This is a genomic window from Ferribacterium limneticum (assembly GCF_020510565.1).
Taxonomy (GTDB): Bacteria; Pseudomonadota; Gammaproteobacteria; order Burkholderiales; family Rhodocyclaceae; genus Azonexus; species Azonexus limneticus_B.
In genome coordinates, this window is record NZ_CP075189.1 from 2,565,223 (window position 1) to 2,588,279 (window position 23,057).

Annotated in this window: 24 protein-coding genes and 2 tRNA genes; 12 read left to right on the top strand and 14 right to left on the bottom strand. The window is 60.7% G+C overall.

The features are described from left to right. Window positions 1-88 precede the first annotated feature (88 nt). Together KI610_RS12370 and KI610_RS12375 are read right to left on the bottom strand one after the other, a co-directional pair. Window positions 89-907: a hypothetical protein gene (locus KI610_RS12370; RefSeq protein WP_226495271.1), complete on the bottom strand. Its 819-nt coding sequence runs from the start codon at window positions 905-907 to the stop codon at window positions 89-91. Between the two features lie 34 nt (window positions 908-941). Further along, on the bottom strand, window positions 942-1,529 hold the full coding sequence (locus KI610_RS12375) for a tetratricopeptide repeat protein (protein WP_226495272.1): 588 nt from the start codon (window positions 1,527-1,529) through the stop codon (window positions 942-944). 278 nt (window positions 1,530-1,807) lie between these two features. On the opposite strand from KI610_RS12375, the gene parC reads away from it, so the two are divergent. Further along, a complete protein-coding gene (gene parC / locus KI610_RS12380; protein ID WP_226495273.1) occupies window positions 1,808-4,228 on the top strand; it encodes a DNA topoisomerase IV subunit A in 2,421 nt (806 codons plus the stop codon). Between the two features lie 58 nt (window positions 4,229-4,286). Here the strand turns inward: parC and KI610_RS12385 are convergent, their stop codons facing one another. The 4 genes from KI610_RS12385 to KI610_RS12400 form a co-directional block, all read right to left on the bottom strand. Continuing rightward, window positions 4,287-4,466 (bottom strand): hypothetical protein, encoded by a 180-nt coding sequence (locus KI610_RS12385; RefSeq protein WP_226495274.1) that lies wholly within the window; start codon window positions 4,464-4,466, stop codon window positions 4,287-4,289. Window positions 4,467-4,573: 107 nt separating this feature from the next. Then, the gene (locus KI610_RS12390) at window positions 4,574-5,128 is read right to left on the bottom strand and encodes a phasin family protein (protein ID WP_226495275.1); all 555 of its coding nucleotides are present in this window, start codon (window positions 5,126-5,128) and stop codon (window positions 4,574-4,576) included. A 153-nt stretch (window positions 5,129-5,281) separates the two neighbouring features. Next, on the bottom strand, window positions 5,282-6,076 hold the full coding sequence (locus tag KI610_RS12395; RefSeq protein WP_226495276.1) for an NAD-dependent deacylase: 795 nt from the start codon (window positions 6,074-6,076) through the stop codon (window positions 5,282-5,284). An 18-nt stretch (window positions 6,077-6,094) separates the two neighbouring features. Beyond that, window positions 6,095-6,499 carry a flagellar basal body-associated FliL family protein gene (locus tag KI610_RS12400; protein ID WP_226495277.1) on the bottom strand — a complete coding sequence of 135 codons (405 nt, stop codon included), beginning with the start codon at window positions 6,497-6,499 and terminating at the stop codon, window positions 6,095-6,097. A 225-nt stretch (window positions 6,500-6,724) separates the two neighbouring features. Between KI610_RS12400 and trmA the strand changes: the two genes are divergently transcribed. From trmA to KI610_RS12420, 4 genes are all read left to right on the top strand, one after another. Further along, window positions 6,725-7,813 carry a tRNA (uridine(54)-C5)-methyltransferase TrmA gene (trmA, locus tag KI610_RS12405; protein ID WP_226495278.1) on the top strand — a complete coding sequence of 363 codons (1,089 nt, stop codon included), beginning with the start codon at window positions 6,725-6,727 and terminating at the stop codon, window positions 7,811-7,813. Between the two features lie 84 nt (window positions 7,814-7,897). Continuing rightward, window positions 7,898-8,167 (top strand): hypothetical protein, encoded by a 270-nt coding sequence (locus tag KI610_RS12410; RefSeq protein ID WP_226495279.1) that lies wholly within the window; start codon window positions 7,898-7,900, stop codon window positions 8,165-8,167. Window positions 8,168-8,233: 66 nt separating this feature from the next. Further along, the gene (locus tag KI610_RS12415) at window positions 8,234-9,586 is read left to right on the top strand and encodes a DEAD/DEAH box helicase (RefSeq protein ID WP_226495280.1); all 1,353 of its coding nucleotides are present in this window, start codon (window positions 8,234-8,236) and stop codon (window positions 9,584-9,586) included. 247 nt (window positions 9,587-9,833) lie between these two features. Further along, the gene (locus KI610_RS12420) at window positions 9,834-10,184 is read left to right on the top strand and encodes an excalibur calcium-binding domain-containing protein (RefSeq protein ID WP_226495281.1); all 351 of its coding nucleotides are present in this window, start codon (window positions 9,834-9,836) and stop codon (window positions 10,182-10,184) included. Window positions 10,185-10,341: 157 nt separating this feature from the next. Here KI610_RS12420 and KI610_RS12425 read toward each other — a convergent pair. Continuing rightward, a tRNA-Arg gene (locus KI610_RS12425) sits at window positions 10,342-10,418 on the bottom strand. A 60-nt stretch (window positions 10,419-10,478) separates the two neighbouring features. Beyond that, window positions 10,479-10,555, bottom strand: a tRNA-Arg gene (locus KI610_RS12430). Window positions 10,556-10,620: 65 nt separating this feature from the next. On the opposite strand from KI610_RS12430, the gene KI610_RS12435 reads away from it, so the two are divergent. Beyond that, window positions 10,621-10,887: a biotin/lipoyl-containing protein gene (locus KI610_RS12435; protein WP_226495282.1), complete on the top strand. Its 267-nt coding sequence runs from the start codon at window positions 10,621-10,623 to the stop codon at window positions 10,885-10,887. A 36-nt stretch (window positions 10,888-10,923) separates the two neighbouring features. Here KI610_RS12435 and KI610_RS12440 read toward each other — a convergent pair whose 3' ends face one another. From KI610_RS12440 to KI610_RS12455, 4 genes are all read right to left on the bottom strand, one after another. Further along, entirely contained in the window at window positions 10,924-11,265 is a 342-nt protein-coding gene (locus KI610_RS12440; protein WP_226495283.1) for a BON domain-containing protein, read from the bottom strand. Between the two features lie 209 nt (window positions 11,266-11,474). Next, the gene (locus KI610_RS12445) at window positions 11,475-12,884 is read right to left on the bottom strand and encodes a sigma 54-interacting transcriptional regulator (RefSeq protein ID WP_226495284.1); all 1,410 of its coding nucleotides are present in this window, start codon (window positions 12,882-12,884) and stop codon (window positions 11,475-11,477) included. Beyond that, window positions 12,884-13,432 carry a permease gene (locus KI610_RS12450; protein ID WP_226495285.1) on the bottom strand — a complete coding sequence of 183 codons (549 nt, stop codon included), beginning with the start codon at window positions 13,430-13,432 and terminating at the stop codon, window positions 12,884-12,886. The genes KI610_RS12445 and KI610_RS12450 overlap by 1 nt, the downstream gene beginning before the upstream one ends. Beyond that, window positions 13,422-14,825, bottom strand: coding sequence for a sensor histidine kinase (locus KI610_RS12455; RefSeq protein ID WP_226495286.1), 1,404 nt, complete (start codon window positions 14,823-14,825; stop codon window positions 13,422-13,424). The genes KI610_RS12450 and KI610_RS12455 overlap by 11 nt, the downstream gene beginning before the upstream one ends. 355 nt (window positions 14,826-15,180) lie before the next feature. Between KI610_RS12455 and KI610_RS12460 the strand changes: the two genes are divergently transcribed. The 3 genes from KI610_RS12460 (at window position 15,181) to ettA (ending at window position 18,181) form a co-directional block, all read left to right on the top strand. Continuing rightward, window positions 15,181-15,741, top strand: a complete 561-nt coding sequence (locus KI610_RS12460) for a bactofilin family protein (protein ID WP_226495287.1) — start codon at window positions 15,181-15,183, stop codon at window positions 15,739-15,741. A 23-nt stretch (window positions 15,742-15,764) separates the two neighbouring features. Then, window positions 15,765-16,394 carry an N-acyl amino acid synthase FeeM domain-containing protein gene (locus tag KI610_RS12465; RefSeq protein WP_226495288.1) on the top strand — a complete coding sequence of 210 codons (630 nt, stop codon included), beginning with the start codon at window positions 15,765-15,767 and terminating at the stop codon, window positions 16,392-16,394. A gap of 122 nt (window positions 16,395-16,516) precedes the next feature. Further along, window positions 16,517-18,181, top strand: a complete 1,665-nt coding sequence (gene ettA / locus KI610_RS12470; protein WP_226495289.1) for an energy-dependent translational throttle protein EttA — start codon at window positions 16,517-16,519, stop codon at window positions 18,179-18,181. Window positions 18,182-18,313: 132 nt separating this feature from the next. Here ettA and KI610_RS12475 read toward each other — a convergent pair whose 3' ends face one another. Next, window positions 18,314-18,592, bottom strand: coding sequence for a hypothetical protein (locus tag KI610_RS12475; protein ID WP_226399661.1), 279 nt, complete (start codon window positions 18,590-18,592; stop codon window positions 18,314-18,316). 112 nt (window positions 18,593-18,704) lie between these two features. On the opposite strand from KI610_RS12475, the gene KI610_RS12480 reads away from it, so the two are divergent. After that, the gene (locus KI610_RS12480; RefSeq protein WP_226495290.1) at window positions 18,705-19,526 is read left to right on the top strand and encodes a class I SAM-dependent methyltransferase; all 822 of its coding nucleotides are present in this window, start codon (window positions 18,705-18,707) and stop codon (window positions 19,524-19,526) included. Window positions 19,527-19,532: 6 nt separating this feature from the next. After that, window positions 19,533-21,425: a peptidase U32 family protein gene (locus KI610_RS12485; RefSeq protein ID WP_226495291.1), complete on the top strand. Its 1,893-nt coding sequence runs from the start codon at window positions 19,533-19,535 to the stop codon at window positions 21,423-21,425. On the opposite strand, the gene KI610_RS12490 is transcribed toward KI610_RS12485, so the two are convergent. After that, window positions 21,426-22,136 (bottom strand): class I SAM-dependent methyltransferase, encoded by a 711-nt coding sequence (locus KI610_RS12490; protein WP_226495292.1) that lies wholly within the window; start codon window positions 22,134-22,136, stop codon window positions 21,426-21,428. Between the two features lie 116 nt (window positions 22,137-22,252). Here KI610_RS12490 and KI610_RS12495 point away from each other — a divergent pair, with 116 nt between their 5' ends. Further along, the gene (locus tag KI610_RS12495; protein ID WP_226495293.1) at window positions 22,253-22,969 is read left to right on the top strand and encodes a zf-TFIIB domain-containing protein; all 717 of its coding nucleotides are present in this window, start codon (window positions 22,253-22,255) and stop codon (window positions 22,967-22,969) included. The last annotated feature ends 88 nt before the right edge of the window (window positions 22,970-23,057 follow it).

Sequence of the window (23,057 nt, forward strand, 5' to 3'; positions counted from 1 at the left end):
TCGGCAAAAATTGAAATTTGCGCGCATGAAAAAGGCGCCTGCTTAGCGGCGCTTTTTTCCATTGCGCTTCGTCGCGCTGAAACCCGGATTAATTCACCTTCAGCGTACCGCCCCGACCCAGGCCGCCCTTGACGTCCTGCGCCTTGTAGTTGCGCAGCGAGATAACCATGCTGTTGTAGGCATCGACGAAGGCGGCGACGGTCGCTTTGCCTTCCGGCGTCTGCGAGAAACCGCCCAGGCCGCCGGCCGCACCGCCGCCGAAGGCGCCGAGCACGGCACCGAAGTTGGTGGCCGTCGAATTGCCTTCAGAAATGGCAATCTGCACCGAAGAGCGAATGTCGAACAGCGACAGGGTGACGACCGAAACCCTGCTTTCCATGCCAGCACCGATCACCTGGCCGCCACGACCGCCGAGCAGCGCACCGCCAACGGCACCAGCCAGACGGCCGGTCGGCGACTGATCGACGACGATTGACGGCTCCATGAAGTAATCGGCCGCGACACGCTGGCCCTTCTGCTGCTTCGACCCGGCCCGGTATTCACCGGAGTTGCGCTGCTTGTCCGTAATCGCCGACATCTTGTTGTCCAGGCGCTCATTGCCGATGGAGGTGATGATGAAGCAGTTGGACTGCTGCACGGCCAGACGGATCAGCGGCTCGATGGTGGTGACCTTGGTCGCCCGGCCGAAGGCGCCGTACCAGTCCTTGTTGCGACCGTCATCGACGGCCAGCGTGCCGAGCGGCGCCGGGCAACGTTCCAGGCTCGGATTGGCGCCGACGCTGGTGCCGCCCGCCGCCGCACCGGTCGCCGCCGTTGGCGCATTGCCGGTCTGAACCATGCCACCGCAACCAGCGAGCATCAAGGCTGCCGCAGCACTGACAAAAAGAGGGGAATTCTTGGCGTTCATGATTTTCAACTTTCTGTTGGGTCATTAAATCGGTTCAATAATCGTCACGGTAGTACCAGCCGCTGTTGTTCCAGTACCAACGGTAGGTGTAGCGGCTTTGCCAGTACTCGCGCAAATACACACGCTGCGTATCCACCCAGCGGCGATAGGCAACTTCGTTCTTTTTGGCTGTGCTGGCCTGAGCAAGCAGCTTTTTGGCCTCCTTGTCGCCCCGTCCGGCGGCGATCGACAACCATTTTTCGGCCTCGGCCGGATCGGAACCCATTTCCTCCAGCCCCATCAGATAGAGCTTGCCGACTGCCGTCTGCGCCTTGAGATCGCCCCGCTCAGCCGCATCGCGCATCGATTGCAGCGCCTGGTAGCTGTCCTGGCGCACGCCATCGCCGCGGAAATAACGCAAGCCCAGATCATAGGCAGCGCGTGGATCCTTTTCGGCTTTCGCCTTCAGCGCAGCCAGGCGACGCTCGGCCTCGGGATCTCCGCCGGCATTGGGGTCGAAAGTGGTGGTACTGCGCGGACGATCAGAACAGCCGGTATCGTCGCAAATACGGATGGTGCGTTCCGGCTCTGCTTGCGCAAATACGGACGCACAAAGGAAGGAAAAAAGGAGAATCAGCCGCATGGGACAACTCCAAAAACGGCAGGGCGCCGCCCAAACCGTAAAAAATAAACGTGATACGTTGTTTTTATCTTCAGTTACTTAGACAAAAGTCATATTCACATCGATTATCCCCAATAGATACGAACAGGGCAAGCGACACAACGACCATGCCGGGTCGCCGATCCTCATCTGTCACGGCTCAACGGAGTACAGACCGCATGACCGATACAGCATCTGCCGCTCTTTCGGTTACCATCCGCACGCACCTTGTTTAGACCGCGCCGTAAAGACAGAATTCCATGACCGACCAGTTGAAACTTTTCGACCCGAACGCCCCACTTCCTGCCGCCGAGACAGAACTCGCAGCGAGTCCGGAACCACTTCCGGCTGCCGAAAACGCAGCGGAAACCGCCCTGCCAGTCATGAACGAATCCCCTGCCGGCGAAGCGGGCGACATCGACCCACCTGATTTGCCCCCATCCGCCAGCGGCCCGGCCGGCGACATTCCCTCGCCAGCCGACTACGCCGCCCGCCGCTATCTTGAATACGCCATGAGCGTCGTCACCGGCCGCGCCCTGCCCTCGGCCGCCGACGGCCAGAAGCCGGTGCAGCGCCGCATTCTCTACGCCATGCACCGGATGGGCCTGTACAAGAGCCCGCGCCACGTCAAATCGGCGCGCGTCGTCGGTGACGTCATCGGCAAATACCACCCGCACGGCGATTCGTCGGTCTATGACGCGATGGTCCGCATGGCGCAGGACTGGAGCCTGCGTTACCCGATTGTCGATGGTCAGGGCAACTTCGGCTCGCGCGACGGCGACAACGCCGCCGCCATGCGCTACACCGAAGCCCGACTGACGCCGATTGCCGAACTGTTGCTGGCCGAACTCGATGAAGGCACGGTCGACTGGAAGCCCAACTACGACGGCGCCAATGATGAACCAGCCCTGCTCCCGGCCCGCCTGCCCTTCTGCCTGCTCAACGGTGCTTCCGGCATTGCCGTCGGCATGGCCACCGAAATTCCCGCCCATAACCTGCGCGAAGTGGCGAATGCTGCGGTCAACCTGATAAAAGACCCGAATTTCACAGAAGAACAGGTGCTGGCGCTGATCCCCGGCCCGGATTACCCGGGTGGCGCTCAGATCATCTCGACAGCCGAAGAAATCGCCGCCACCTACCGCAGCGGCCGCGGCAGCCTGCGCGTGCGCGCCAAATGGAAAATCGAAAACCTCGCCCGCGGCCAGTGGAAACTGGTTATCACCGAATTGCCGCCGGGCGTGTCGACGGCCACCGTGCTGTCGGAAATCGAAGCCTGCTCGAACCCCGTCGCCAAGGAAAAAGCCGGCAAGAAGGTGTTCACGCCGGAACAGCTCAACCTGAAAGCCGCCTTCCTGTCGTCGATTTCGGAAAGCGGCGTGCGTGACGAATCGGGCAAGGAACACGCCGTTCGCCTGGTCATCGAACCGGCTTCGTCGCGCCAGGGCCAGGACGACCTCGTGCGCATGCTGCTCGCCCACACCAGCCTCGAAACCAACGCCTCGATCAACCTGACCGTCCTCGGCGTCAATGGCACGCCGCGCCAGGCATCGCTGTACAGCATGATCGCCGAATGGTGCCGCTTCCGGCTGGCTACCGTCGAGCGCCGCACGCGCCACCGCCTGACCGCCGCCGAAAAGCGGATCCACATCCTGGAAGGCCGCTTGGCGGTGCGGCTCGACATCGACAAGGTGATCAAGGTCATCCGCGAATCGGACGACCCGAAGGTCGATCTGATGGCGCACTTCAAGCTGTCCGAAATCCAGGCCGAAGACATCCTCGAAATCCGCCTGCGCCAGTTGGCGCGGCTGGAAGGGATCAAGATCGGCGAAGAGCTGGCCAAGCTGCGCGAAGAAGCGGCCGGCCTCAACAAGCTGCTCGATTCCGAAGAAGCCCTGCGCGCTTGCGTTGCGGCTGAAATCGAAGGCGACGCCAAGAAATATGGTGACGACCGCCGCACCTTCATCGAAGCCGCCGACAAGGTCACCATGTCGGATGCCAAGACCGTCTCCATCGTAGACGAGCCGACCACGCTGATCGTTTCGAAACACGGCTGGCTGCGCTCGCGCCAGGGCCACAACATCGATCCGACCCAACTCTCTTTCCGCTCCGGCGACGAACTGCTGGCCTGTTTACCCTGCCGGACGGTCGATAACCTGATCCTGCTCGACACCAAGGGCCGCGCCTATTCGATCCCCGCCTCGGACATTCCCGGCGGCAAGGGCGATGGCGTTCCGGCCACCTCGCTGGCCGATTTCCAGGATGGCGGCAAACCCTGCCTGGCCATGGCGATCAAGAACGAAGCGCTGTATCTGGTTGCAGCCAGCGGCGGCTACGGCTTCCGCTGCCAGGGTGCCGATCTCCTGTCACGCGGCAAGGCTGGCAAGGCCTTCATGACGCTGTCCGAAGGCGAAATGCCTGTCGTTTTCGCCCCGGCGCCGCAAGGCGAAATTGCCTGTGTGACCAAAGATGGCCGCGCGCTGGTCTTCAATATCGACGAAGTTCGCCAGCTGCCGAAAGGCCGCGGTCTCAAGCTGATCGATGCCGACCCCGGCAAGACGGCGCTGGAAGAAATCATTCCGGTCGTCGATGGAATTGCCGGCAAGCTCAAGGGCGAACGCCTGGAATTCTGTCGCGGCAACCGTGGCGGCAAGGGCAAGCCGATGAAAGCGCCGCGCAAATAAGAAAAAACCGGGCGGACTCGATATTGAGCCGGCCCGGTCGTCTTTTCAGCAAGCCCGATCAGGCGGCTGTATCGCCCGCATGCAGGGCTTCAACCTCTTCATGCTCCCATTCCTTGATCGTGTCCGAAACAAGGCGGGCCTTTTCATGGGCGTCCGGCTGATGGTGGTGCGCCTCCTCGAAAACCTCAAGGGCCTCGTGGATGGCTTCCGCCTTCGTGTGGGCGTGGGTATGTGGCATGGCGAATCCTTCCAATGTCGAAAAGAAAAAAGCCCTTGATGACCAAGGGCTTTTTTGATCAAAAACCGAAGGCAGGCTCCGGTTTTTGATGTCCAGGCAGAAGGTGCTTAGGCAGCCTTCTTGGAAGCCTTCGGAGCGGCGACGACGTTGGCAGCCTTCATCGTGGCGCTGGTAGCAGCAGCAACGCTGGCTTCGGCAACTTCAGCAGCCTGCTTGGCAGCCTTGTTGAGGCCTTCGTAGGCTTCGTTGGCGGACTTGATCGCGGTCTTGACGGCAGCGACGGCCACTTCGGAACCAGCCGGAGCGGAAGCCAGAGCCTTTTCGACCAGACCGGAAACCGTGGCGGCGTTTTCAGCAACCTTGGCTTCAACTTCCTTGGCCAGCTTGTCCTTGGTTTCGCCAGCGATGGCGATCACGTTACGCGAGTATTCCATGCCCTTTTCGATGGACGGCGAAGCCAGTTCCTTCTGGATGCTGACGAAAGCCTGGACATCCTTGGCGCCGAGCAGGGCGGTGACGTTGGACATGGCGCCTTCGAAAACGGAACGGGCAGCGGCCAGATTCAACAGGGCCAGACGCTCGATGCCGTCAAAGGTGGTGTTGGCGAAGAACAGAGCGGAATTGATGCTGGACTTGGCGAAATCTTCGGGTTTGGTGAACATGATGAATCTCCTGAGGTTGGGGTGATCTATTCGCCTTGGCCTTTATGTTGCGCCGCAGCATGACTCCATTCTAATCACAGGAAAACACTTGTCAACAGCTTTTTGTGCACTGCACCAATTACCTGAAAAAATGTGTTGGAAATTCCCAACGCTTCAGCCGGAACGCGGCTCCAGGCCGACTCTTTCGAGGATCGCGGTCATCGCTTCGGCAGCACCGAGCGGCAGGTAAAAATCGACGATATCGGTGAGCATGGTGCGCGCCGGATTGATCTCGACGGTCGGAATGCCGCTGCCGGCCGCCAACACGACCGGCTGGGTAATATAGGGAAAGATGCTCGACGTCCCAATGGTAAAAACGATGTCGAAACCTTGCTGAAAGGCGTCGATGAAACGATCCAGCGGTTCCTCCGGCAGGGCTTCGCCGAAAAGCACCACCTTCGGCCGCAAGACACCGCCGCACTGCGGACACAAGGGCGGCACTTCCCGCCCGCTCAGGTCGGCAGCGGCTTCTTCATGGCTGCATTCGGTACATTCCAGTTCCTGCAAGTTGCCGTGAATCTCGACGATTTCGCGACTACCGGCCTGACGGTGCAGGCCATCGACGTTCTGCGTGAATACCATGACCCGGTCGAGATGCTCGTCCAGGCTGGCAATGGCGAAATGTGCGGCGTTTGGTTTGGCACCACGGCAGTTTTCTTCGATCTGAATCAGGTATTTCCAGGTGATCTCCGGGTGCATGGCAAAAACCTCGCCCGACAAGGCATCCTCGATGCGCAAGCCCTCTTCCGTTGCCTCGCTGTCGTAGAGGCCGCCAACGCCACGATAGGTCGGCAGGCCGGAATCGGCCGAAATCCCCGCGCCGGTAATGAACAAGGCGCTCCGCGCGTGGCGAAGGTGCTCGGCCACGGCATCAAGAGCCGCCTCTATCGGTGCTGAATACGACTTCATCGGCAACGGCAGTCCTGCTTACTGGATCAGAAACTGGGTAAACAAGGCTTCCTTGATCCCGGTTTTCTCGTCTTCATGAATGGCGTGGTTGGCCAGTTCAATGAGCTCTTCGATCAGTTCCTTCTTGCCCGCCAGAGTGCGCAGCCCGGCTACCTCCTTGCCCGAGAGCAGCAGGATGATCTCATGCTGGATCCGCGGTTTGTAGGCAGCGATGGCGCCGGCTGCTTCCGGAACGGCAGGTTCCAGGATCAGCCCGAACTGCAAATAGTTTTCGGTACCGAGATTGACTGTAAATACCATCGGTTCCGGTGCGCCGCCACCGCCGCCATGATCGCTGGCCAGCGACGGCACGGGCAAAATCAGGGCGAGAACAAGCAGCATGGGCGCCAGAAGGGCATTTACAACTCGGTGAGCGACGTTCATGACTATCCTGTGAATGATCGATATCTCATGGCGAGACCCGAACTTTATACCGTTTGAAAGTTAAAAAAGCCACCATTGCGGCGATCTTCGCCGGTCGACGGCCATTTTTCCTCCGGGGCTGGCGGCAATACTCCCCCTGACCGGCAGACCAGCGTATATTTCGCCCTTCGCTCACGGTTGCCGCCCAAAAACCCGGCCTGGCACCGCCAAAACTCCCGCTAAATCATGCCTCTTCCCGTTTACGACCCCGCCACCTATCCGGCCCAACTCGCCGGCAAACTCGCCCATTTCGAGCAGACCTTTGCGTCGCTCGGCGTGACCAATACCGTTGCCCATGCCTCGACGCCGCTGCATTACCGGCTGCGCGCCGAATTCCGCATCTGGCACGATGGCGACCGCCTCGACTACGCGATGTTCGACCCGGAAGCCCCAAAGGTGCCGATCGCGCTCGACACCTTCCCACCGGCCGCCGAATCGATCTGCACCCTGATGCCGCGCCTGCGCGACCGCCTTGCCGTCAGCCCGACGCTGCGCCGCAGCCTGTTCCAGGCCGACTTTCTCGCCACCTTGAGCGGCGACATGCTGGTCACGCTGATCTATCACCGCACGCTCGACGAAGCCTGGGAGGCCGCCGCCCGGGAGATGGCAGCCGAACTGGGCATCATGATCATCGGCCGCAGCCGTGGCCAGAAGCGCGTACTCGACCGTGACTGGGTGCTCGAAGAGTTCGAACTCAATGGCCGCCAGCTACGCTACAAGCAAGTCGAAGGCAGCTTCACCCAGCCCAACGGCGGCGTCAATCGCCAGATGCTCGGCTGGGCCTGCCAGCAGGCGGCCGGCATTGGCGGCAATCTGGTCGAGCTGTATTGCGGCAATGGCAACTTCACCATCGCGCTGGCCCCACTCTTCGATAAGGTGCTCGCCACCGAAGTCAGCAAGTCGTCCGTTCATGCCGCGCAATTCAACCTGGAAGCCAACAAGGTCGAAAACGTTGCCATCGCCCGCATGTCGAGCGAGGAATTCAGTAATGCCTTGTCCGGCCGCGAGGAATTCACGCGCCTCAAAGACATCGACCTCGCCCCCTTCCGCCACGCCACGCTCTTTGTCGACCCGCCGCGCAGCGGGCTGGACGCCGTGACGCTCGAACTGGCTCGCGGCTTCGACCGCATCCTGTACATTTCCTGCAACCAGCAGACCCTGCTCGAAAACGTCACCGCCCTGCAAGATACCCACCAGATCGCCGCTTCCGCCGTCTTCGACCAGTTCCCCTACACGCACCACCTGGAGTGTGGCCTGCTGCTGACGCGGCGGTAATCGCGCTTCACGCTTGTCAGCCTGCCGCCGGCCGGCTGCAACCCAGTGGCGGTAACCAATACCGCCACGCACCCGAGCCTCCCCATGAAAAGAACCGATCTCTACAAAAGCCTTGCCAGCAAGATTGACCGCAACATGAAACAAGCGGGAACCCCCGACCGTTTCGGCCAGGGCACCGTCCTCGACCGCAAGGAGCAGCGCAAGCTGGACCAGGCGAAGGGCCTCATCCCCTTCGCCGTCAAACTCGATGCCGAGTTGGCCGAACAACTGCGCACGCTCGCTGAATCCAGCGAAGGCGGCATTAACGAAGTGGTCGACATGCTGCTGCGCAAAGGCCTCGCCGCCGGCGTTTAAACGCTCGCTACACGGGCGGGTTAAACTCGCCCCTTCATTGCCCATTTGCTTTCCCCCTCCCCGCCCATGACCTTCTCCGCCCTCGGCCTTGCCGAAACGCTGCTCCAGTCCCTCGAAACGCTCGGCTACAAGACGCCGACGCCGATTCAGGAGCAAGCCATTCCCGCCATCCTTGAAGGGCGCGACGTGATGGCCGCAGCCCAGACCGGCACCGGCAAGACCGCCGGCTTCGCGCTGCCCATCCTGCACAGCCTGGCCACCGATGATATCAAGGTCGGCAGCAATTCCGTGCGCGCCCTCGTCCTCGTGCCGACGCGCGAACTGGCCGAACAGGTCCACGCCAGCTTCCGCCAGTACGGCGAACACAGCGGCGTCAGCACCTACGCGGCCTACGGCGGCGTCAGCATCAACCCGCAGATGATGCGCCTGCGCCGTGGCGTCGATGTCCTCGTCGCCACCCCCGGCCGCCTGCTCGATCTGTATAGCCAGAACGCCCTCAAACTCAACAAGGTGCAGGTGCTCGTCCTCGACGAAGCCGACCGCATGCTCGACCTCGGCTTCTCGAACGAACTCGACGCCGTCTTTGCCGCCCTGCCCAAAAAGCGGCAAACCCTGCTCTTCTCGGCCACCTTCTCCGAAGTCATCCGCAGCCTGGCCAAAGCCCGCCTGCGCAACCCGCTGACCATCGAAATCAGCCCGCCCAACAGCACCGTCAAGGCCGTCAAACAGTGGATGGTGCCCGTCGACAAGAAGCGCAAGACCGAACTCTTCCTGTTCATGCGCAAGGACCGGAAATGGGGCCAGGTGCTTGTTTTCGTCAAGACCAAGCGCGGCGCCGACGAACTGGTTAGCATCCTGCACGCCAAGCGCATCAAGGCCGATGCCATCCACGGCGACAAACCGCAACCGGCCCGCCTGCGTGCGCTGGAAAGCTTCAAGGCCGGCGAAGTGCAAATCCTCGTCGCCACCGACGTCGCCGCCCGCGGGCTGGACATCGACGACCTGCCGCAAGTCGTCAATTTCGACCTGCCCATCGTCGCCGAAGACTACATCCACCGCATCGGCCGCACCGGCCGCGCCGGCGCCACCGGCGAAGCCATCTCGCTGGTCTGCGCCGACGAAGCCCCGATGCTCGCTGCCATCGAAATACTGCTCAAACAAACGCTAAGCCGCGAAGAAGAACCGGGCTTCGAACCCGACCACCGCATTCCGCTGACCGGCGCCGCTGCAATCGCCGCCAAGAAGATCAAAAAACCAAAGGTAGCCGGCGGCCGAGGCGGCAAAGGCACACCGAGCAACTGGGTCGGCTTCGACGACGCCCCCAAACGTCCCGGCGCCAGGCCGGCAGCCCGCCCGGGTGGAATGCCACGGTCAACCGGAAAAAACGGCCAAAAACAAAATCGGTCGGGCGGGCGCTGAACGAAAATCAAAGGCTGAACAAATGGCACTTCGTTGGAAGTGCCATTTTTTTGTTTGACCAGCGCGCCCGGAGTGATTTCCCCCCAACCGCCTAGTTCATAGTTGATCAGCGCAAATACAGTCCAATCAGAGGCTGTTTCATTGCGAATTGATAGATTCTGAAGGCATAATCCAAATATACATATCTGTTTATATTCGGACTGATCGGCTTCAGCTAACAACCGTGAGCCCCCTCTAGGATTCAGAATTGAAAAAAATTCTCTTCATTGCCGTCATTATTTTTGGAGCATGGCAGTTCTACCATGAAAAAAACACTCACTCGTTATTGGGCAAAGATATCCAAATCGAGGAGCCACGCAAAATAGGAAAAAATCAGCAGTCTGATTTGCCCCCCAGTCGACTTTCCCAGTCAGAACAGCCCCGCGACACAGCACAGATCGCTCCCGCTCCACCTCAACAATTTGCCTGTGACGGGCGACAGCATTGCAGCCAAATGACATCAAGAGCGGAAGCTGAGTTTTTTACGAAGAACTGCCCTGGCACCAAAATGGATGGCGATCATGATGGGATTCCCTGTGAAAACGACTCCAGGTTTTAACGCTTAAGGGCACAAACAGCTGCCAACATTCTTTGGCATAGGCGCCGAGGCATTACTGCTCATTTATCGGGCGCTTAGACCAAAGAGCGAGTTGAACCCTATTTTTTTCCCACAGGAAACAAAAAAGCCACCCGAAGGTGGCTTTTTCATGAATTTTTGGTGCGCCCGGAGCGATTCGAACGCCCGACCCCTTGGTTCGTAGCCAAGTACTCTATCCAGCTGAGCTACGGGCGCACACCTAAACTGCTTTTTACTGCTTTGCCGAAATTTTCAACCTTCGGCGGGTTGTTCTGCTGGTGCGCCCGGAGCGATTCGAACGCCCGACCCCTTGGTTCGTAGCCAAGTACTCTATCCAGCTGAGCTACGGGCGCACTGTCAGAGCGGCGCATTATACGGAGGCTGGCGTAGAATGCAAGGTTTCCGCCGAAAAAAGCTGATGTCTTTCTCCTTCGTTCGCATGCCGAAATACCCCGAGTGCTGGTCGAGTTGCGGCTCGTGCGCGAGCGGTGACGTCTTCATTCTGGAGTTGCTGGTCAAGATCGGCGACATGGTGGAGCGCGACGACAACATTCTGACGCTGGAAACCGGCAAGGTGGCGCTGGATATTCCCAGCCCGCACGCTGGCCGGGTGGTGCAAATACACGTCATAGAGGGCGATACAGTCGCCGAAGGGGCCCTACTGGTAACTCTGGAATCAGTCTGAGCAGCGCCCTCGGGAAGCTGGAATCGCCCCCTCCCCTTACTTTGGGACGTCGACCTCCATGGCGTTGCGCACTTCACGCACGCCACGCACGCCGCTGGCGAGGTCGAGGGCCCGGCGCAGCGCATGTTCGTCGGGCACCGAGCCGCCAACGGTAACGACGGCGGATTTGGCAAGGATGCGGAACTGCGAACCGGCCAGGTCGATGTCGGTGCGCAGCAGGGTTTCGACTTTGTCGATGAGGGCCGCGTCCTGCGCTTCGGTGTTGGCCACCATGGCGGCCAACAGTTGCGGGTCGTCGGTGGCGAAGGCGGAAAGGCCGAGGCCGGCAAAGGTGGCTGCAGCGGTGATGCTGGCGACCATGAGGTGACGTTTGAACATGGCTATTCCCTTTTATTGTTGATTGCCATCAGACTATTGCGAAGTCCGTGCCAGCCATTTATTTTTGTTTTAAATCAACGCACTAAATAAGTATTGCGTTTTCAACGACGGGCATTCCGTCGTGCGGCAACGACAGCTGTTTTTGGCGCGAGGAGAAATCCCCGGGAAACTGTCATCCCCGCGCAAGCGGGAATGACGGCGCTGTTTCGCTAGGCCGGCCCCGGCCTGTCTCCGCCTGACGGCGGGCTATCGCCTTCGCTGCGGAACATGGCTGGCGTCAGGTCGTGTTTCTGCAACAGACGGTAGAACTCGGTCCGGTTGCGTTCGGCCAGGCGGGCGGCGTCGGCGACGTTGCCGTCGGTCAGTTTGAGCAACTGGACGAGGTAGTTGCGCTCGAAACGCTGCTTGGCTTCGGCGTAATTCAGGGCATCCATGACCGGCACGCGCAAGGCACGCTGGACGAGCGTCAGCGGAATCAACGGCGTCGAGGTCAGCGCGCAGCTTTGTTCGACGACGTTGAACAGTTGTCGGACGTTGCCCGGCCAGGCGGCCGTGGCCAGCGCTTCAAGGGCTTCGGGGGCAAAGCCGTTGACCGGTTTGCCGTATTTGCCGGCGAGCAGCTGGACGAAATGCAGGGCGAGCAGCGGGATGTCTTCGCGCCGCTCATCAAGGCGCGGCAGGGTCAGCGACACGACGTCGAGACGATAATAAAGGTCTTCGCGGAACTGGCCCTGGGCCATGGCGAGATCGAGGTCGCGATGGGTCGCCGAGAGCAGACGGACATCGACCGGCTCGGCCTTGGTCGTGCCGACCGGCCGGACGACGCGTTCTTGCAGGACGCGCAACAGCTTGACCTGGAGGGCGAGCGGCATGTCGCCGATTTCATCGAGGAAGAGCGTGCCGCCGTTGGCGGTCTGGAACAGGCCAACGCGACTGGCGCCGGCGCCCGTGAAGGCGCCCTTGGCGTGGCCGAAGAGTTCGGATTCGAGCAGTTGTTCGGGGATGGCGCCGCAGTTGATGGCGACGAACGGCCCCTTGGCGCGCGGACTGGCGCGGTGGATGGCGCGGGCCAGCACCTCTTTGCCGCTGCCGCTTTCGCCACGGATCAGCACGCTGGCGTCGGAGGCGGCAACCATGCGCGCTTCGGCCATCAGTTCGGCCATCTTGCTGCTGCGGAAGATGACGCCTTCCATCCAGGCGTCGTCGCCCTTCCCTGCCGCGCATGGCTCGTCACCGGGGTGCGAGGTTGGCGCCGAGAGTTGCAGGGCGCGGTCGATCTTTTCAAGCAGAATCTGGCTGTCGAAAGGCTTGGTCAGGTAGCCGAAAACGCCGCGTGAGGTGGCGGCAACGGCATCGGGAATGTTGCCGTGGGCGGTAAGCAGGATGACCGGCAGTGTCGGCCGGGTCCGGCGGATTTCCTCGAACAGTGCCAGGCCGTCCAGCCCAGGCAGGCGAACGTCGCTGACGACGACGCGCGGCGGATCGACGGCGATCTGGGCCAGCGCCTGCTCGGCCGAGCCGACGGCGGTGATGCGGAAACCCTTGGCCCTCAGGCGCATGGTCAGCAGCTTGAGGATATCTTCGTCGTCATCGACGACCAGTACGTGGGCGCCGGCCATTACCGCTTGCCTCCGTTCGGACTGACTACGCGCGGGCGCGGGATCAGCGTTTGTTCGATATTGGCCAGGCTGTCGAGTTTTTCCTGCAGCTCGGCGGTCTTGCGCTGGCTGTCTTTCAATTGCTGGCCCTGTTTTTCCAGCTGGCTTTCGAGTTTCATGCGTTCCTGGTAGTTGTCGGCGAGTTGCCGGGCCAGCGGGTGAAAAGGCGCCGCTGCCGGTTCGTTCGATTTGAGTACGCCTTCGAGCAGCGCCAGCCCCTTGCCGAGATCCTGCTGGACGCGCGGATGGCCAAGCAGCAGCGCCATCCTGACCTGCGTGAAGGGCGTCTGCGGCACGGCGACGAGCACCGACCGTTCGCGCCCCAGCTCGGCCGGCGTCAGGCGCGACAGGCTTTGGTTATAGAGCAGCGCGCCCTCCGGGCTGGGGTCGTCGAGGTGCAGTTTCCTGGCCAGCGGGCCGGAAGCGCAGCCTGCTACGGTCAACCCGAAAAACAGGCCAAAAATGAAAACCGCCACGCGGCGGGAAAACGTCGGGTATTTACTGCTCATCAGGTATTTCCACACAAAAATGGGCGCCCGTTTCTTGCGGGACGAGGTACACCGTGCCGCCCATCGCCCGCACCAGCTCGCGCACGATGGAGAGACCAACGCCGCTGCCCTGGCGCGGCGCCGGTGCGACGCGCTGGCCCTGGACGAAGGGATCGAAAATGCGTTGCTGGTCCTCCTCAGCGACGCCCGGTCCCTGATCGATACATTCGAAGCGCCAGAGGCCTTCAATGTGACTGACCGAGAGGTGGATTTCACCGTTTTCCGGGCTGAAATCGATGGCATTGGACAACAGATTGTCCAGTACGACCGTCATTTTCTCGGCGTCGAGCATGGCCGTTTCCTGCGAGGACTCGATGACGATCTTCAACTGTCGCGACTGGCTGTGCAGTTCGCGGCGCTGGGCCACCGTACTGAGCAGCCGGCGCAGCCGGGTCGGGGCAATTTGCAGGCGACGCGCCTCGAAGGCGGCGGCATTGAGCGTCAGCAGGCTTTCGATTTGCTGCTGCAGGCCGATCACGTTGTGCTGGAGGATATCGACCACCTCGCGCTGCCCTGCCGCCAACGGTCCGGGGACTTCCTCGCGGAGCAGCGAGACGCCTTCCTTCAGTGCCGTCAGCGGCGTTTTGAGTTCGTGCGAGACATGGCGCAAGGCCCGCTCGCGGTCCGCCTCCAGCTCGGCCAGACGCTGGCGCAACCAGTCCAGCCGCTTGCCGAGTTGGCGCAAGTCGGCCGGGCCGCTGACCGTGATGGCTTCATCGAAACGGCTGGCGCCGAGCCGGATGATGGCCTGCTCAAGGTGGCGCACCGGCCGAACCAGCCACCAGCCCATGGCCAGCGCGACGAGCAGCGCGCCACAGAGGGCCAGGGCAATGCGCCCGCCGAGACGCAAGCGGTTGGTCTCGAGGTCTTCCAGCGACTTGCGATTCTGCCCTTCGATCCAGCGCTGACCAGCCTGCTTCAACAGGCCATCGAGCTCAGCCATGCGGGCCAGCAGCGGAATGATCTCGGCTTGCGGAATATTCTGATCAAGACCGCTGCGCAACGCCTCGGCCACCATGCGCCAACCGCCGAGCAAGGGCTGGAGCGGTTCGGCGGCCAGCGTATCGAGCCGGTCGACGACCGCCAGCGACTGGCTCAGGTGTTCGTCGAAGCGCAGGCGGAAAACGGGGTTGTCGAGCACCAGATATTGCCGCGCGCTGCGTTCGATATCGACGGTACGTTCGCCAAGCTCCTGGATCGACGCCGTCAACTGGATGGCCTGCTCGCTGCTGCGCCGGCTCTGATCGACCAGCCGCTCGACGACGAGCCAGCTTTGCACCGCCGCGCCGCCCAACAGCAGGACGATCAGGGCAAAGCCAAGCAACATGCCCTGGCGGAAGGAAATTCGATTCATCGGCGCTTTGTGTCTTAAAACTGAAGTTTAAACCGCCATGCGGGCGAAGACGGCTGTTGGGGCGCTGGAAAAATCCGCTCACCAGTCGCCACGTAGACCGCTTTATCACTTATAAATCAATCGATTATAAACATGTCGCAATTTCACGACAGGCTACTGATCTAGATTAGCTGCCTTTGCCGGGAAAACCAAAAATATCTGTCGCAATTTCACGACAGATCTCGGCAATGAATCGCGAAACAACTTTTAATATAAATCGTAAGCCATTGATTAAACAATGCTGTACATGCATGGCACGCTTATCGCAATGGAGTTCCGGTCCGCCATTCACTGAAACCTCAAGACGGGAGTCACCATGTTCAACAAACCGATCCTCAACAACCGCAATGACGTCATCACCCGCAAGGAGGTCAACAACATTCTGGGCAGCTCCACCAGCACCCCTAACGCCTCTGCTGCGGCAAGCAGCACCGTGGCCGCGCCAGCTCCCCAGCCGGAAAAGACCGAATCGTTGGCGGAAAACGTCATGGGCGCCCGTCTCATCGTCGGGCCCGATGTCAAACTGAAAGGCGCCGAAATTCTTGATTGCGACACGCTGGTCGTCGAAGGCCGCGTCGAAGCGACCATGGACAGCCGCGTCATCCGTATCGCCGACAATGGCTCGTTTTCGGGCAAGGTCAGCATCGACATCGCCGAAATCCACGGCCACTTCGAAGGTGAACTGACAGCCCGTTCGCAACTGATCATCCACGCCACCGGCAAAGTCACCGGCAAGATCCGCTACGGCAAGCTGGTCATCGACGAAGGCGGCGAACTATGCGGCGACATCAACGCCCTGTCGGCCGAGAAATCGACGCCTTTTCACCTCCGCGATGAACCGGCGAAAACATTGAGTGCCGTTGCCGTCGCCGGTTGATTGCAAATAGCATAAACATTAGAATGCAGACTATGCAGGACGTCATACCTTCGACCTCCCCGCTCAGCTCCGGCATCATGCCAGCCGCCTTGCTGGCGGGTTCGCTCGGGTCGGGCGAAGGTTTTGAGCTGCCGGAACTGGTCGTTGCCCCGGCCGTGACCTACCACCAGCACAGGGCCTGCAGTGCCCTGGTACGCCGCATGTACGCCTGGCGCGGTTACCGGACTTCGCCGGCACGACAGCTGATCGAAGACCCGAATCACGCCACGCTGGGTGTCTGGCTGGAGGGAGAACTGGTGGCGACGCTGACCGCTTCCCGCGATTCCAGCGCCGGCCTGCTCGCCGACAATCTCTATGCCGAGGAACTCTCCGGGCTGCGCAAGCCTTCCCGCGTTCTCTGCGAAGTGACGCGACTGGCGGTCGATGTCGATGCCCATGACCCCGAACTGCTCAAATCGCTTTTCCGCTCGAGCTATCAATACGCCCGGGCAGTTTTTGGCGTGACCGACGCGGTGATCGAAGTCAATCCGCGACATGCGGCCTACTACCGCCGGGAATTCGGTTTCTCGCAGATCGGCACCGTGCGCACCTGCCCCCGGGTCGATGCGCCGGCCGTGCTGCTGCACCGTCCGCTGGGCAGTCTTCACTTCTAGTCAGTTTTCCCTTCGCTTCAATGCAAATGACCAGCCCCCGAGCTTCGGGAGGCTGGTCATTTGCATTGAAGCCTCGTAGACTCGCGCATCATTAATCTTTACGACGACAGGTAGGTTGTTCAATGGCTCAATACGTCATGTCCATGCTCCGCGTGAGCAAGATCGTTCCGCCCAAGCGGCAGATCATCAAGGATATTTCCCTCTCCTTCTTCCCCGGCGCCAAGATCGGCCTGCTCGGCCTGAACGGCTCGGGCAAATCGACCGTGCTCAAGATCATGGCTGGCGTGGACAAGGAATACGACGGCGAGGTGCAGCACCTGGCCGGCGTCTCGATTGGCTACCTGCCGCAGGAACCGCAACTCGATGCCGCCAAGACGGTGCGCGAGGAAGTTGAGTCTGCCCTCGGCGAAGTCATGCAGGCCCAGGCCAAGCTCGACGAGGTTTATGCTGCCTACGCCGACCCGGAAGCCGATTTCGACAAGCTGGCCGAGGAACAGGCCCGCCTGGAAGCGATCATCGCCACCGCCGGCTCGGATACTGAAGCGCAGATGGAACTGGCCGCCGACGCCCTGCGCCTGCCGCCTTGGGAAGCCGTCATCGGCAACCTGTCCGGCGGTGAAAAGCGTCGTGTCGCGCTGTGCAAACTGCTGCTCGCCAAGCCCGACATGCTGCTGCTCGACGAACCGACCAACCACCTCGACGCCGAATCGGTCGAATGGCTGGAGCAGTTCCTCGTCCGCTTCCCGGGCACCGTCGTCGCCGTCACCCACGACCGCTACTTCCTCGACAACGCGGCCGAATGGATCCTCGAACTCGACCGCGGCCACGGCATTCCGTACAAGGGCAATTACTCCAGCTGGCTGGAGCAGAAGGAAGCCCGCCTGGAAACGGAAAACAAGCAGATCGACGCCCACATGAAGGCGATGAAGCAGGAACTGGAATGGGTGCGCAGCAATCCGAAAGCCCGCCAGGCCAAGAGCAAGTCCCGTATCGCCCGCTTCGAGGAACTGTCCAGCCAGGAATACCAGAAGCGCAACGAGACGCAGGAAATCTTCATCCCGGTCGGCGACCGTCTGGGCGGCAAGGTCATCGAGTTCAACGGCGTCACCAAGTCCTTCGGCGACAAGCTGCTCATGGACAACGTCAGCTTCACCATCCCTGCTGGCGCCATCGTCGGCATCATCGGCCCGAACGGCGCCGGTAAATCGACGCTGTTCAAGATGATCACCGGCCAGCAGCAGCCCGATTCCGGCACGGTCGACATCGGCCCGACGGTCAAGATGGCTTACGTCGATCAGTCACGCGACTGCCTCGACGGCACGAAGACCGTTTTCGAAGAGCTGGCGCAGGGCAGCGACATACTGCAAATCGGCAAGTTCGAAATGCCGTCGCGCGCCTACATCGGCCGTTTCAACTTCAAGGGCGCCGATCAGGGCAAGCAGGTCGGCAATCTGTCCGGCGGCGAACGCGGTCGTCTGCACCTGGCCAAGACGCTGATGACCGGCGGCAACGTCCTGCTGCTCGACGAACCGTCCAACGACCTTGACGTCGAAACCCTGCGCGCCCTGGAAGACGCGCTGCTCGAGTTCCCCGGCTGCGCCATGGTCATTTCCCATGATCGCTGGTTCCTCGACCGGATCTGCACGCACATCCTGTCGGCCGAAGGCGATTCGCAGTGGAATTTCTTCGAAGGCAACTTCCAGGAATACGAAGAAGACAAGAAGAAGCGCCTCGGCGAAGAAGGCGCCAAGCCGAAGCGGATTCGCTACAAGCCGATCACTCGCTAAAAACGAATGGCCGAAATTTCAATTTCGGCCATTTTTTCGGGTTGACCGTAGCAGTCAACGCAAAACGGGCGCCGCATGGCGCCCGTTTTTTCTTCTTCCCCCCGCCGACGCGGAAGGCCGAAACTTGAAGTCTTAGTGCTTGAGACTGGCGGAGAAAACCGCCTTGGACTTCTCGGAAAAATGGAATTCGTTGAAAGCGCGAGCAATTTCGGCTTCGTTGCGGCCTTCGGACTGATCTTCGAAGCTGATGCCGATGATCTTGCCGTTGGCGGCCAGGGTCTGGAAGGCAAAACGCCAGCGTTGTGCTTCAGCCAGCCGCTCGCGCAGTTCGGCTTCGTTGGAAATCGTAATACCGGCTTTCTTCAGGGAATCCAGGAATTGATCGAAGGATTCGTTGCTCAGACTGCCCATTTATCTATCTCCGTAGGTATGCGGTGTTTGATCACCATGAGCCGTATAACGACTCGACTTTGATTCGGTTGACACGAAAGTGACAGAAGTTTGAATGCGATAATGTCGCCCCATGAAGAAGCCAAATATCACCGCCGAGATTCCCGAAATCCGTCCCGGGCAGTCCATCGAACTGCTCAAGGAACTCCACATCCTTACCCGTGACGGCAAGCTCAATCAGGACACGCGGCGCAAGCTCAAACAGGTCTATCACCTCTACCAATTCATCGAACCGTTGCTGGATGGCGCCGAGACGCTGGTCGACCATGGGGCCGGCAAGTCGTATCTCGGTTTCATCCTCTACGATTTATGTATCAAGAATCGTGCCCAAGGCGAGATCATAGGCATTGAAACGCGCCAGGAACTCGTCGAGAAATCCCGCGAACTGGCCGCCCGGCTTGGCTTTGAGCGCATGCGCTTCCTTGCCTGCACGGTCGAGGATTCGCTGACTGCGAGCGAGCTGCCAGCCAGCGTCGATGTCGTGACAGCGCTACACGCCTGCAACACCGCCACCGACGACGCCATCCGTTTCGCCCTGACCAAGAACGCCCGCCATATCGTCCTCGTCCCTTGCTGTCAGGCCGAAGTCGCCGCCACGATGCGGGCCAGAAAGAACGAATCGCTGTCGCAAAAACCGCTGTCCGAGCTTTGGCGACACCCGATCCATACCCGCGAACTCGGCAGCCACCTGACCAACGTCCTGCGTTGCCTGCTGCTCGAATCGCATGGTTACGACGTCACCGTCACCGAACTGGTCGGCTGGGAACACTCGATGAAGAACGAGCTGATCATCGCTTCAAAGCGCGACGCGCCCCGCAAAAACGCCCGCGAACGGGCCGAAGCCATCCTGCGCGAGTTCAATATCGAAGAACTTGCGCCGCGTTTCACGTACTAAGGCGCCATGACCCGAATTCAACACCCCCTCGAACTCCTCGCCCCGGCCAAGAACGCCGATTTCGGCATTGAAGCCATCAAACACGGGGCCGACGCCGTCTACATCGGCGGCCCGGCTTTCGGCGCCCGTTACGGCGCCGGCAACGATGTCGCCGAAATCAAACGGCTCTGTGATTTCGCCCACCGCTTTCGCGCCAGGGTCTTCGTCGCGCTCAACACCATCCTGCGCGACGACGAGCTCGAAGACAGCCGCCAACTCGCCTGGCAACTTTACGAAGCCGGCGCCGATGCGCTGATCATCCAGGACATGGGTTTGCTTGAACTCGACCTGCCGCCGATCCAGCTCCACGCCAGCACGCAGACCGATAATCGCAACGCCGACAAGGTCAAGTTTCTCGAAGATGTCGGCTTCTCGCAGGTCGTTCTGGCGCGCGAATGCAGCTTAAACGAAATTATCAATATTGCTTCGCAAACCAATGTTTCATTGGAATATTTTGTTCACGGCGCGCTGTGCGTTGCATTCAGCGGCCAGTGCTACATCAGCCAGGCCCACACCGGGCGCAGCGCCAACCGCGGCGAGTGTTCGCAGGCCTGCCGCCTGCCCTACACCCTGGTCGACGACAAGGGTAAAACCATCACCGAGAACCAGCATCTGCTGTCGATGAAGGACAACAATCAGACCGCCAACATGCTCGAACTGGCCCGCGCCGGCGTCTGCTCCTTCAAGATCGAGGGGCGACTCAAGGACCTCAGCTACGTCAAGAACATCACCGCGCACTATCGCGGCCTGCTCGACCAGATCATCGCCAATAACCCGGAATTCACCCGCGCCTCGAGCGGTCGCAGCACTTACACCTTCACGCCGCAGCCGGACAAGACATTCAACCGCGGCTACACCGATTATTTCGCCAACGACCGTCAGGACGACATCGGCGCCTTCGATTCGCCCAGTTTCGTCGGTGAACTGATCGGCGAGGTCGTCGAGATTGGCGACGGCTGTTTCACCGTCAATGCCGAAAAGCCCTTCAACAACGGCGATGGCGTCTGTTTCTACGACGCCCACGGCGAAGTCGTCGGCATGCGCATCAACCGGGCCGATGGCAAAACCCTGTTCCCGGCCGAAATGCCTGAAGAACTGACCGAGGGCGCCAGCCTCTTCCGCAACCGTGACCAGGAATTCGAGCGCTCACTGGAGAAAGAATCGGCTGACCGTCGCATTTCAGTCAAACCGGTGCTGACCGAAACCGAAGACGGCTTCACGCTGACCCTGACCGACGAAGATGGCGTGAATGTTACGGTCAACCGGAAAAACGGGCCAAAATCAGAATGGCAACTGGCCCAGAACCCCGAAGCGGCGATGGCCAAGCTCACCGAAAACCTCGGCAAATTCGGCAACACCATTTTCGTCGCCGAGCCGGTTGAATTAAAGCTCAGCCAGCCCTGGTTCCTACCCGTCAGCGCCATCAACGCCCTGCGCCGCGAAGCCACCGAACAGCTCGAAGCCGCCCGCATCGCCAGCCACCCGCGCCCGCCGCGCGCCGCCCCGGCCGCCAACCCGGCGCCCTACCCACAGGAAGAACTGACCTATCTCGGCAACGTCTTCAACGCCAAGGCCCGCCAGTTCTACGAGAAACACGGCGTCAAGCTGATCGAGGAAGCCTACGAGGCCGGCAACGAAAAAGGCATGGTCTCGCTCATGATCACCCGCCACTGCCTGCGCTACAGCTTCAACCTGTGCCCGAAGGAAGTGAAACACCTCAAGCCGGACCCGATGACGCTGATCAACGGCAACGAAAAGCTGATTCTCAAGTTCGACTGCAAAGCCTGCGAAATGCACGTCGTCGGCAAGATGAAGAAGGGCGTGACGCTCAACCTCGGGACCATCCGCCCCGCCGCCTGATCAGGCCGGCTTGCGGAGCAGATCGACGCGCTGCGGATTAAGGAAGGTGGCGCCGTCCGGTCCCATGAAGGACTCGAACTTTTCCTGCACTTGCCGGTAAAGTTCGGGGGCCAGTTGGTGATCAGTGTGCGTGACCTGGATCATCCGGATATCGAACTGGGCAAAACTCTCGAAATAGCTGCGGGTGTTGAAGAACATCTGCTTGTCGAGATTCAGGCTGCCAGAAGCCACCGCCTTGCAGATCGCCGCAAAGGCCGCCTCGCGGACCAGTTGCTCGTTGTGGAACAGGCGAAAGACCTCGTTCAAGTCGCCGGCAAAGACCGGTTCGGAAATCCACGCCAGGCCGCCCGGCTTGAGCACGCGGGCAATCTCGGCCAGGGCGCGATCCATGTCGGCCACCGGCACGTGATGCAGCGACTTGAACATGAGCACGATGTCGACGCTGGCGTCGTCGACCGGAATCGCCTCGGCACCACCGTGGCTGAAGCGCACCGTCGGCAGATCGGCAATCTCCAGATTGCGCGCGTGCTGGATGGTGTGGACTTCGAGGGCGATGATTTCACTCGGCCGCCCGGTTTCCGCCAAAAGCCGCGTCTTTTCAGCCTTGCCGCAGCCGAGTTCGAGGACACGCGCGCCATCGAGCGGCAATGTGTCGAGCAACAGTTTGATTTCATTGCACAGCGCAGTCTGCGCGGGATCAGCGATCTTCATGGCACATCCGGGAAATTGGGTGGAGCCCGAATTTTAGCGGATGCTGATGCAGGAAGGCGCGCCAGCACGCCCAAAGCCCGGCTATAGTCTTGCCTGTTGCCCCGTATCCAATCACCATGAAACCCACGCCCTGCCCCTCCTGCCAGCAGCCGATGGTCAAAAAGACCTTCGAGCGCCTGTTGCATGGCACTGTCGTCCTTGACCTCTGTTTCAACTGCCAAGGCATCTGGTTCGACGAGTTTGAAAGCGTGCAGATCACACCGGGCGGCACCATCAAACTGTTCGAACTGCTGCATGAACACCACGACGACCAACGCACTCCGCTGCGCGACCCGCTGAAATGCCCGCGCTGCAGTGAAAAGCTCCTGCATGGCCTCGATGTCGCCAAGCACGGCGGCAAGTTCAACTACCATCGCTGCCTGCAAAAACATGGTCGTTTCACCACCTTCGCCCAGTTCATGATCGAAAAGGGCTTCGTCCGCCAGCTCAACCCGGCCGAAATCGACGAACTGTCGGCCAAAGTCGGCATCATCCGCTGCATGGGCTGCGGCGCCCCGGTCGATATCCGCAAGGACCACGCCTGTGGCCACTGCCGGGCGCCGATCACCATCCTCGACCCGTCCGCCGTCGAACAGGCGCTCAGCCGCTACCAGCATGCCGAAGTACGCCGCACGACACGCGACGTCGAAGCGCTCGGCGACGCCATCGTGATGCGTGAACGTGAAATCTCACGCCAGAAACGCCTGAAGGAGCCGGAAAACGCCGGCATCATCGACGCCATCGACCTGCTTTCAGCCGGCGCCGAATTTGTCTGGACGTTGATCAAGCGCTAGGCGAACGGCCGGAAGCAGAGGCCAGAGCGAGGCACGTCGTTCTTTCCGGATTGAGCCCAACAGCAAGCGAACTTAGGTAGCTACCCCA

Bases quoted from the DNA above. Each gene is read 5' to 3' on its own strand.
- KI610_RS12370 (WP_226495271.1), bottom strand. From the start codon at position 907: ATGAACGCCAAGAATTCCCCTCTTTTTGTCAGTGCTGCGGCAGCCTTG.
- ettA (WP_226495289.1), top strand. From the start codon at position 16,517: ATGGCTCAATACGTCATGTCCATGCTCCGCGTGAGCAAGATCGTTCCG.
- KI610_RS12390 (WP_226495275.1), bottom strand. From the start codon at position 5,128: ATGTTCACCAAACCCGAAGATTTCGCCAAGTCCAGCATCAATTCCGCT.
- KI610_RS12475 (WP_226399661.1), bottom strand. From the start codon at position 18,592: ATGGGCAGTCTGAGCAACGAATCCTTCGATCAATTCCTGGATTCCCTG.
- KI610_RS12455 (WP_226495286.1), bottom strand. From the start codon at position 14,825: ATGAATCGAATTTCCTTCCGCCAGGGCATGTTGCTTGGCTTTGCCCTG.
- trmA (WP_226495278.1), top strand. From the start codon at position 6,725: ATGCCTCTTCCCGTTTACGACCCCGCCACCTATCCGGCCCAACTCGCC.
- KI610_RS12460 (WP_226495287.1), top strand. From the start codon at position 15,181: ATGTTCAACAAACCGATCCTCAACAACCGCAATGACGTCATCACCCGC.
- KI610_RS12435 (WP_226495282.1), top strand. From the start codon at position 10,621: ATGTCTTTCTCCTTCGTTCGCATGCCGAAATACCCCGAGTGCTGGTCG.
- KI610_RS12400 (WP_226495277.1), bottom strand. From the start codon at position 6,499: ATGAACGTCGCTCACCGAGTTGTAAATGCCCTTCTGGCGCCCATGCTG.
- KI610_RS12410 (WP_226495279.1), top strand. From the start codon at position 7,898: ATGAAAAGAACCGATCTCTACAAAAGCCTTGCCAGCAAGATTGACCGC.
- KI610_RS12445 (WP_226495284.1), bottom strand. From the start codon at position 12,884: ATGGCCGGCGCCCACGTACTGGTCGTCGATGACGACGAAGATATCCTC.
- KI610_RS12450 (WP_226495285.1), bottom strand. From the start codon at position 13,432: ATGAGCAGTAAATACCCGACGTTTTCCCGCCGCGTGGCGGTTTTCATT.
- KI610_RS12485 (WP_226495291.1), top strand. From the start codon at position 19,533: ATGACCCGAATTCAACACCCCCTCGAACTCCTCGCCCCGGCCAAGAAC.
- KI610_RS12385 (WP_226495274.1), bottom strand. From the start codon at position 4,466: ATGCCACATACCCACGCCCACACGAAGGCGGAAGCCATCCACGAGGCC.
- KI610_RS12375 (WP_226495272.1), bottom strand. From the start codon at position 1,529: ATGCGGCTGATTCTCCTTTTTTCCTTCCTTTGTGCGTCCGTATTTGCG.
- KI610_RS12415 (WP_226495280.1), top strand. From the start codon at position 8,234: ATGACCTTCTCCGCCCTCGGCCTTGCCGAAACGCTGCTCCAGTCCCTC.
- KI610_RS12480 (WP_226495290.1), top strand. From the start codon at position 18,705: ATGAAGAAGCCAAATATCACCGCCGAGATTCCCGAAATCCGTCCCGGG.
- KI610_RS12465 (WP_226495288.1), top strand. From the start codon at position 15,765: ATGCAGACTATGCAGGACGTCATACCTTCGACCTCCCCGCTCAGCTCC.
- KI610_RS12490 (WP_226495292.1), bottom strand. From the start codon at position 22,136: ATGAAGATCGCTGATCCCGCGCAGACTGCGCTGTGCAATGAAATCAAA.
- parC (WP_226495273.1), top strand. From the start codon at position 1,808: ATGACCGACCAGTTGAAACTTTTCGACCCGAACGCCCCACTTCCTGCC.
- KI610_RS12495 (WP_226495293.1), top strand. From the start codon at position 22,253: ATGAAACCCACGCCCTGCCCCTCCTGCCAGCAGCCGATGGTCAAAAAG.
- KI610_RS12395 (WP_226495276.1), bottom strand. From the start codon at position 6,076: ATGAAGTCGTATTCAGCACCGATAGAGGCGGCTCTTGATGCCGTGGCC.
- KI610_RS12440 (WP_226495283.1), bottom strand. From the start codon at position 11,265: ATGTTCAAACGTCACCTCATGGTCGCCAGCATCACCGCTGCAGCCACC.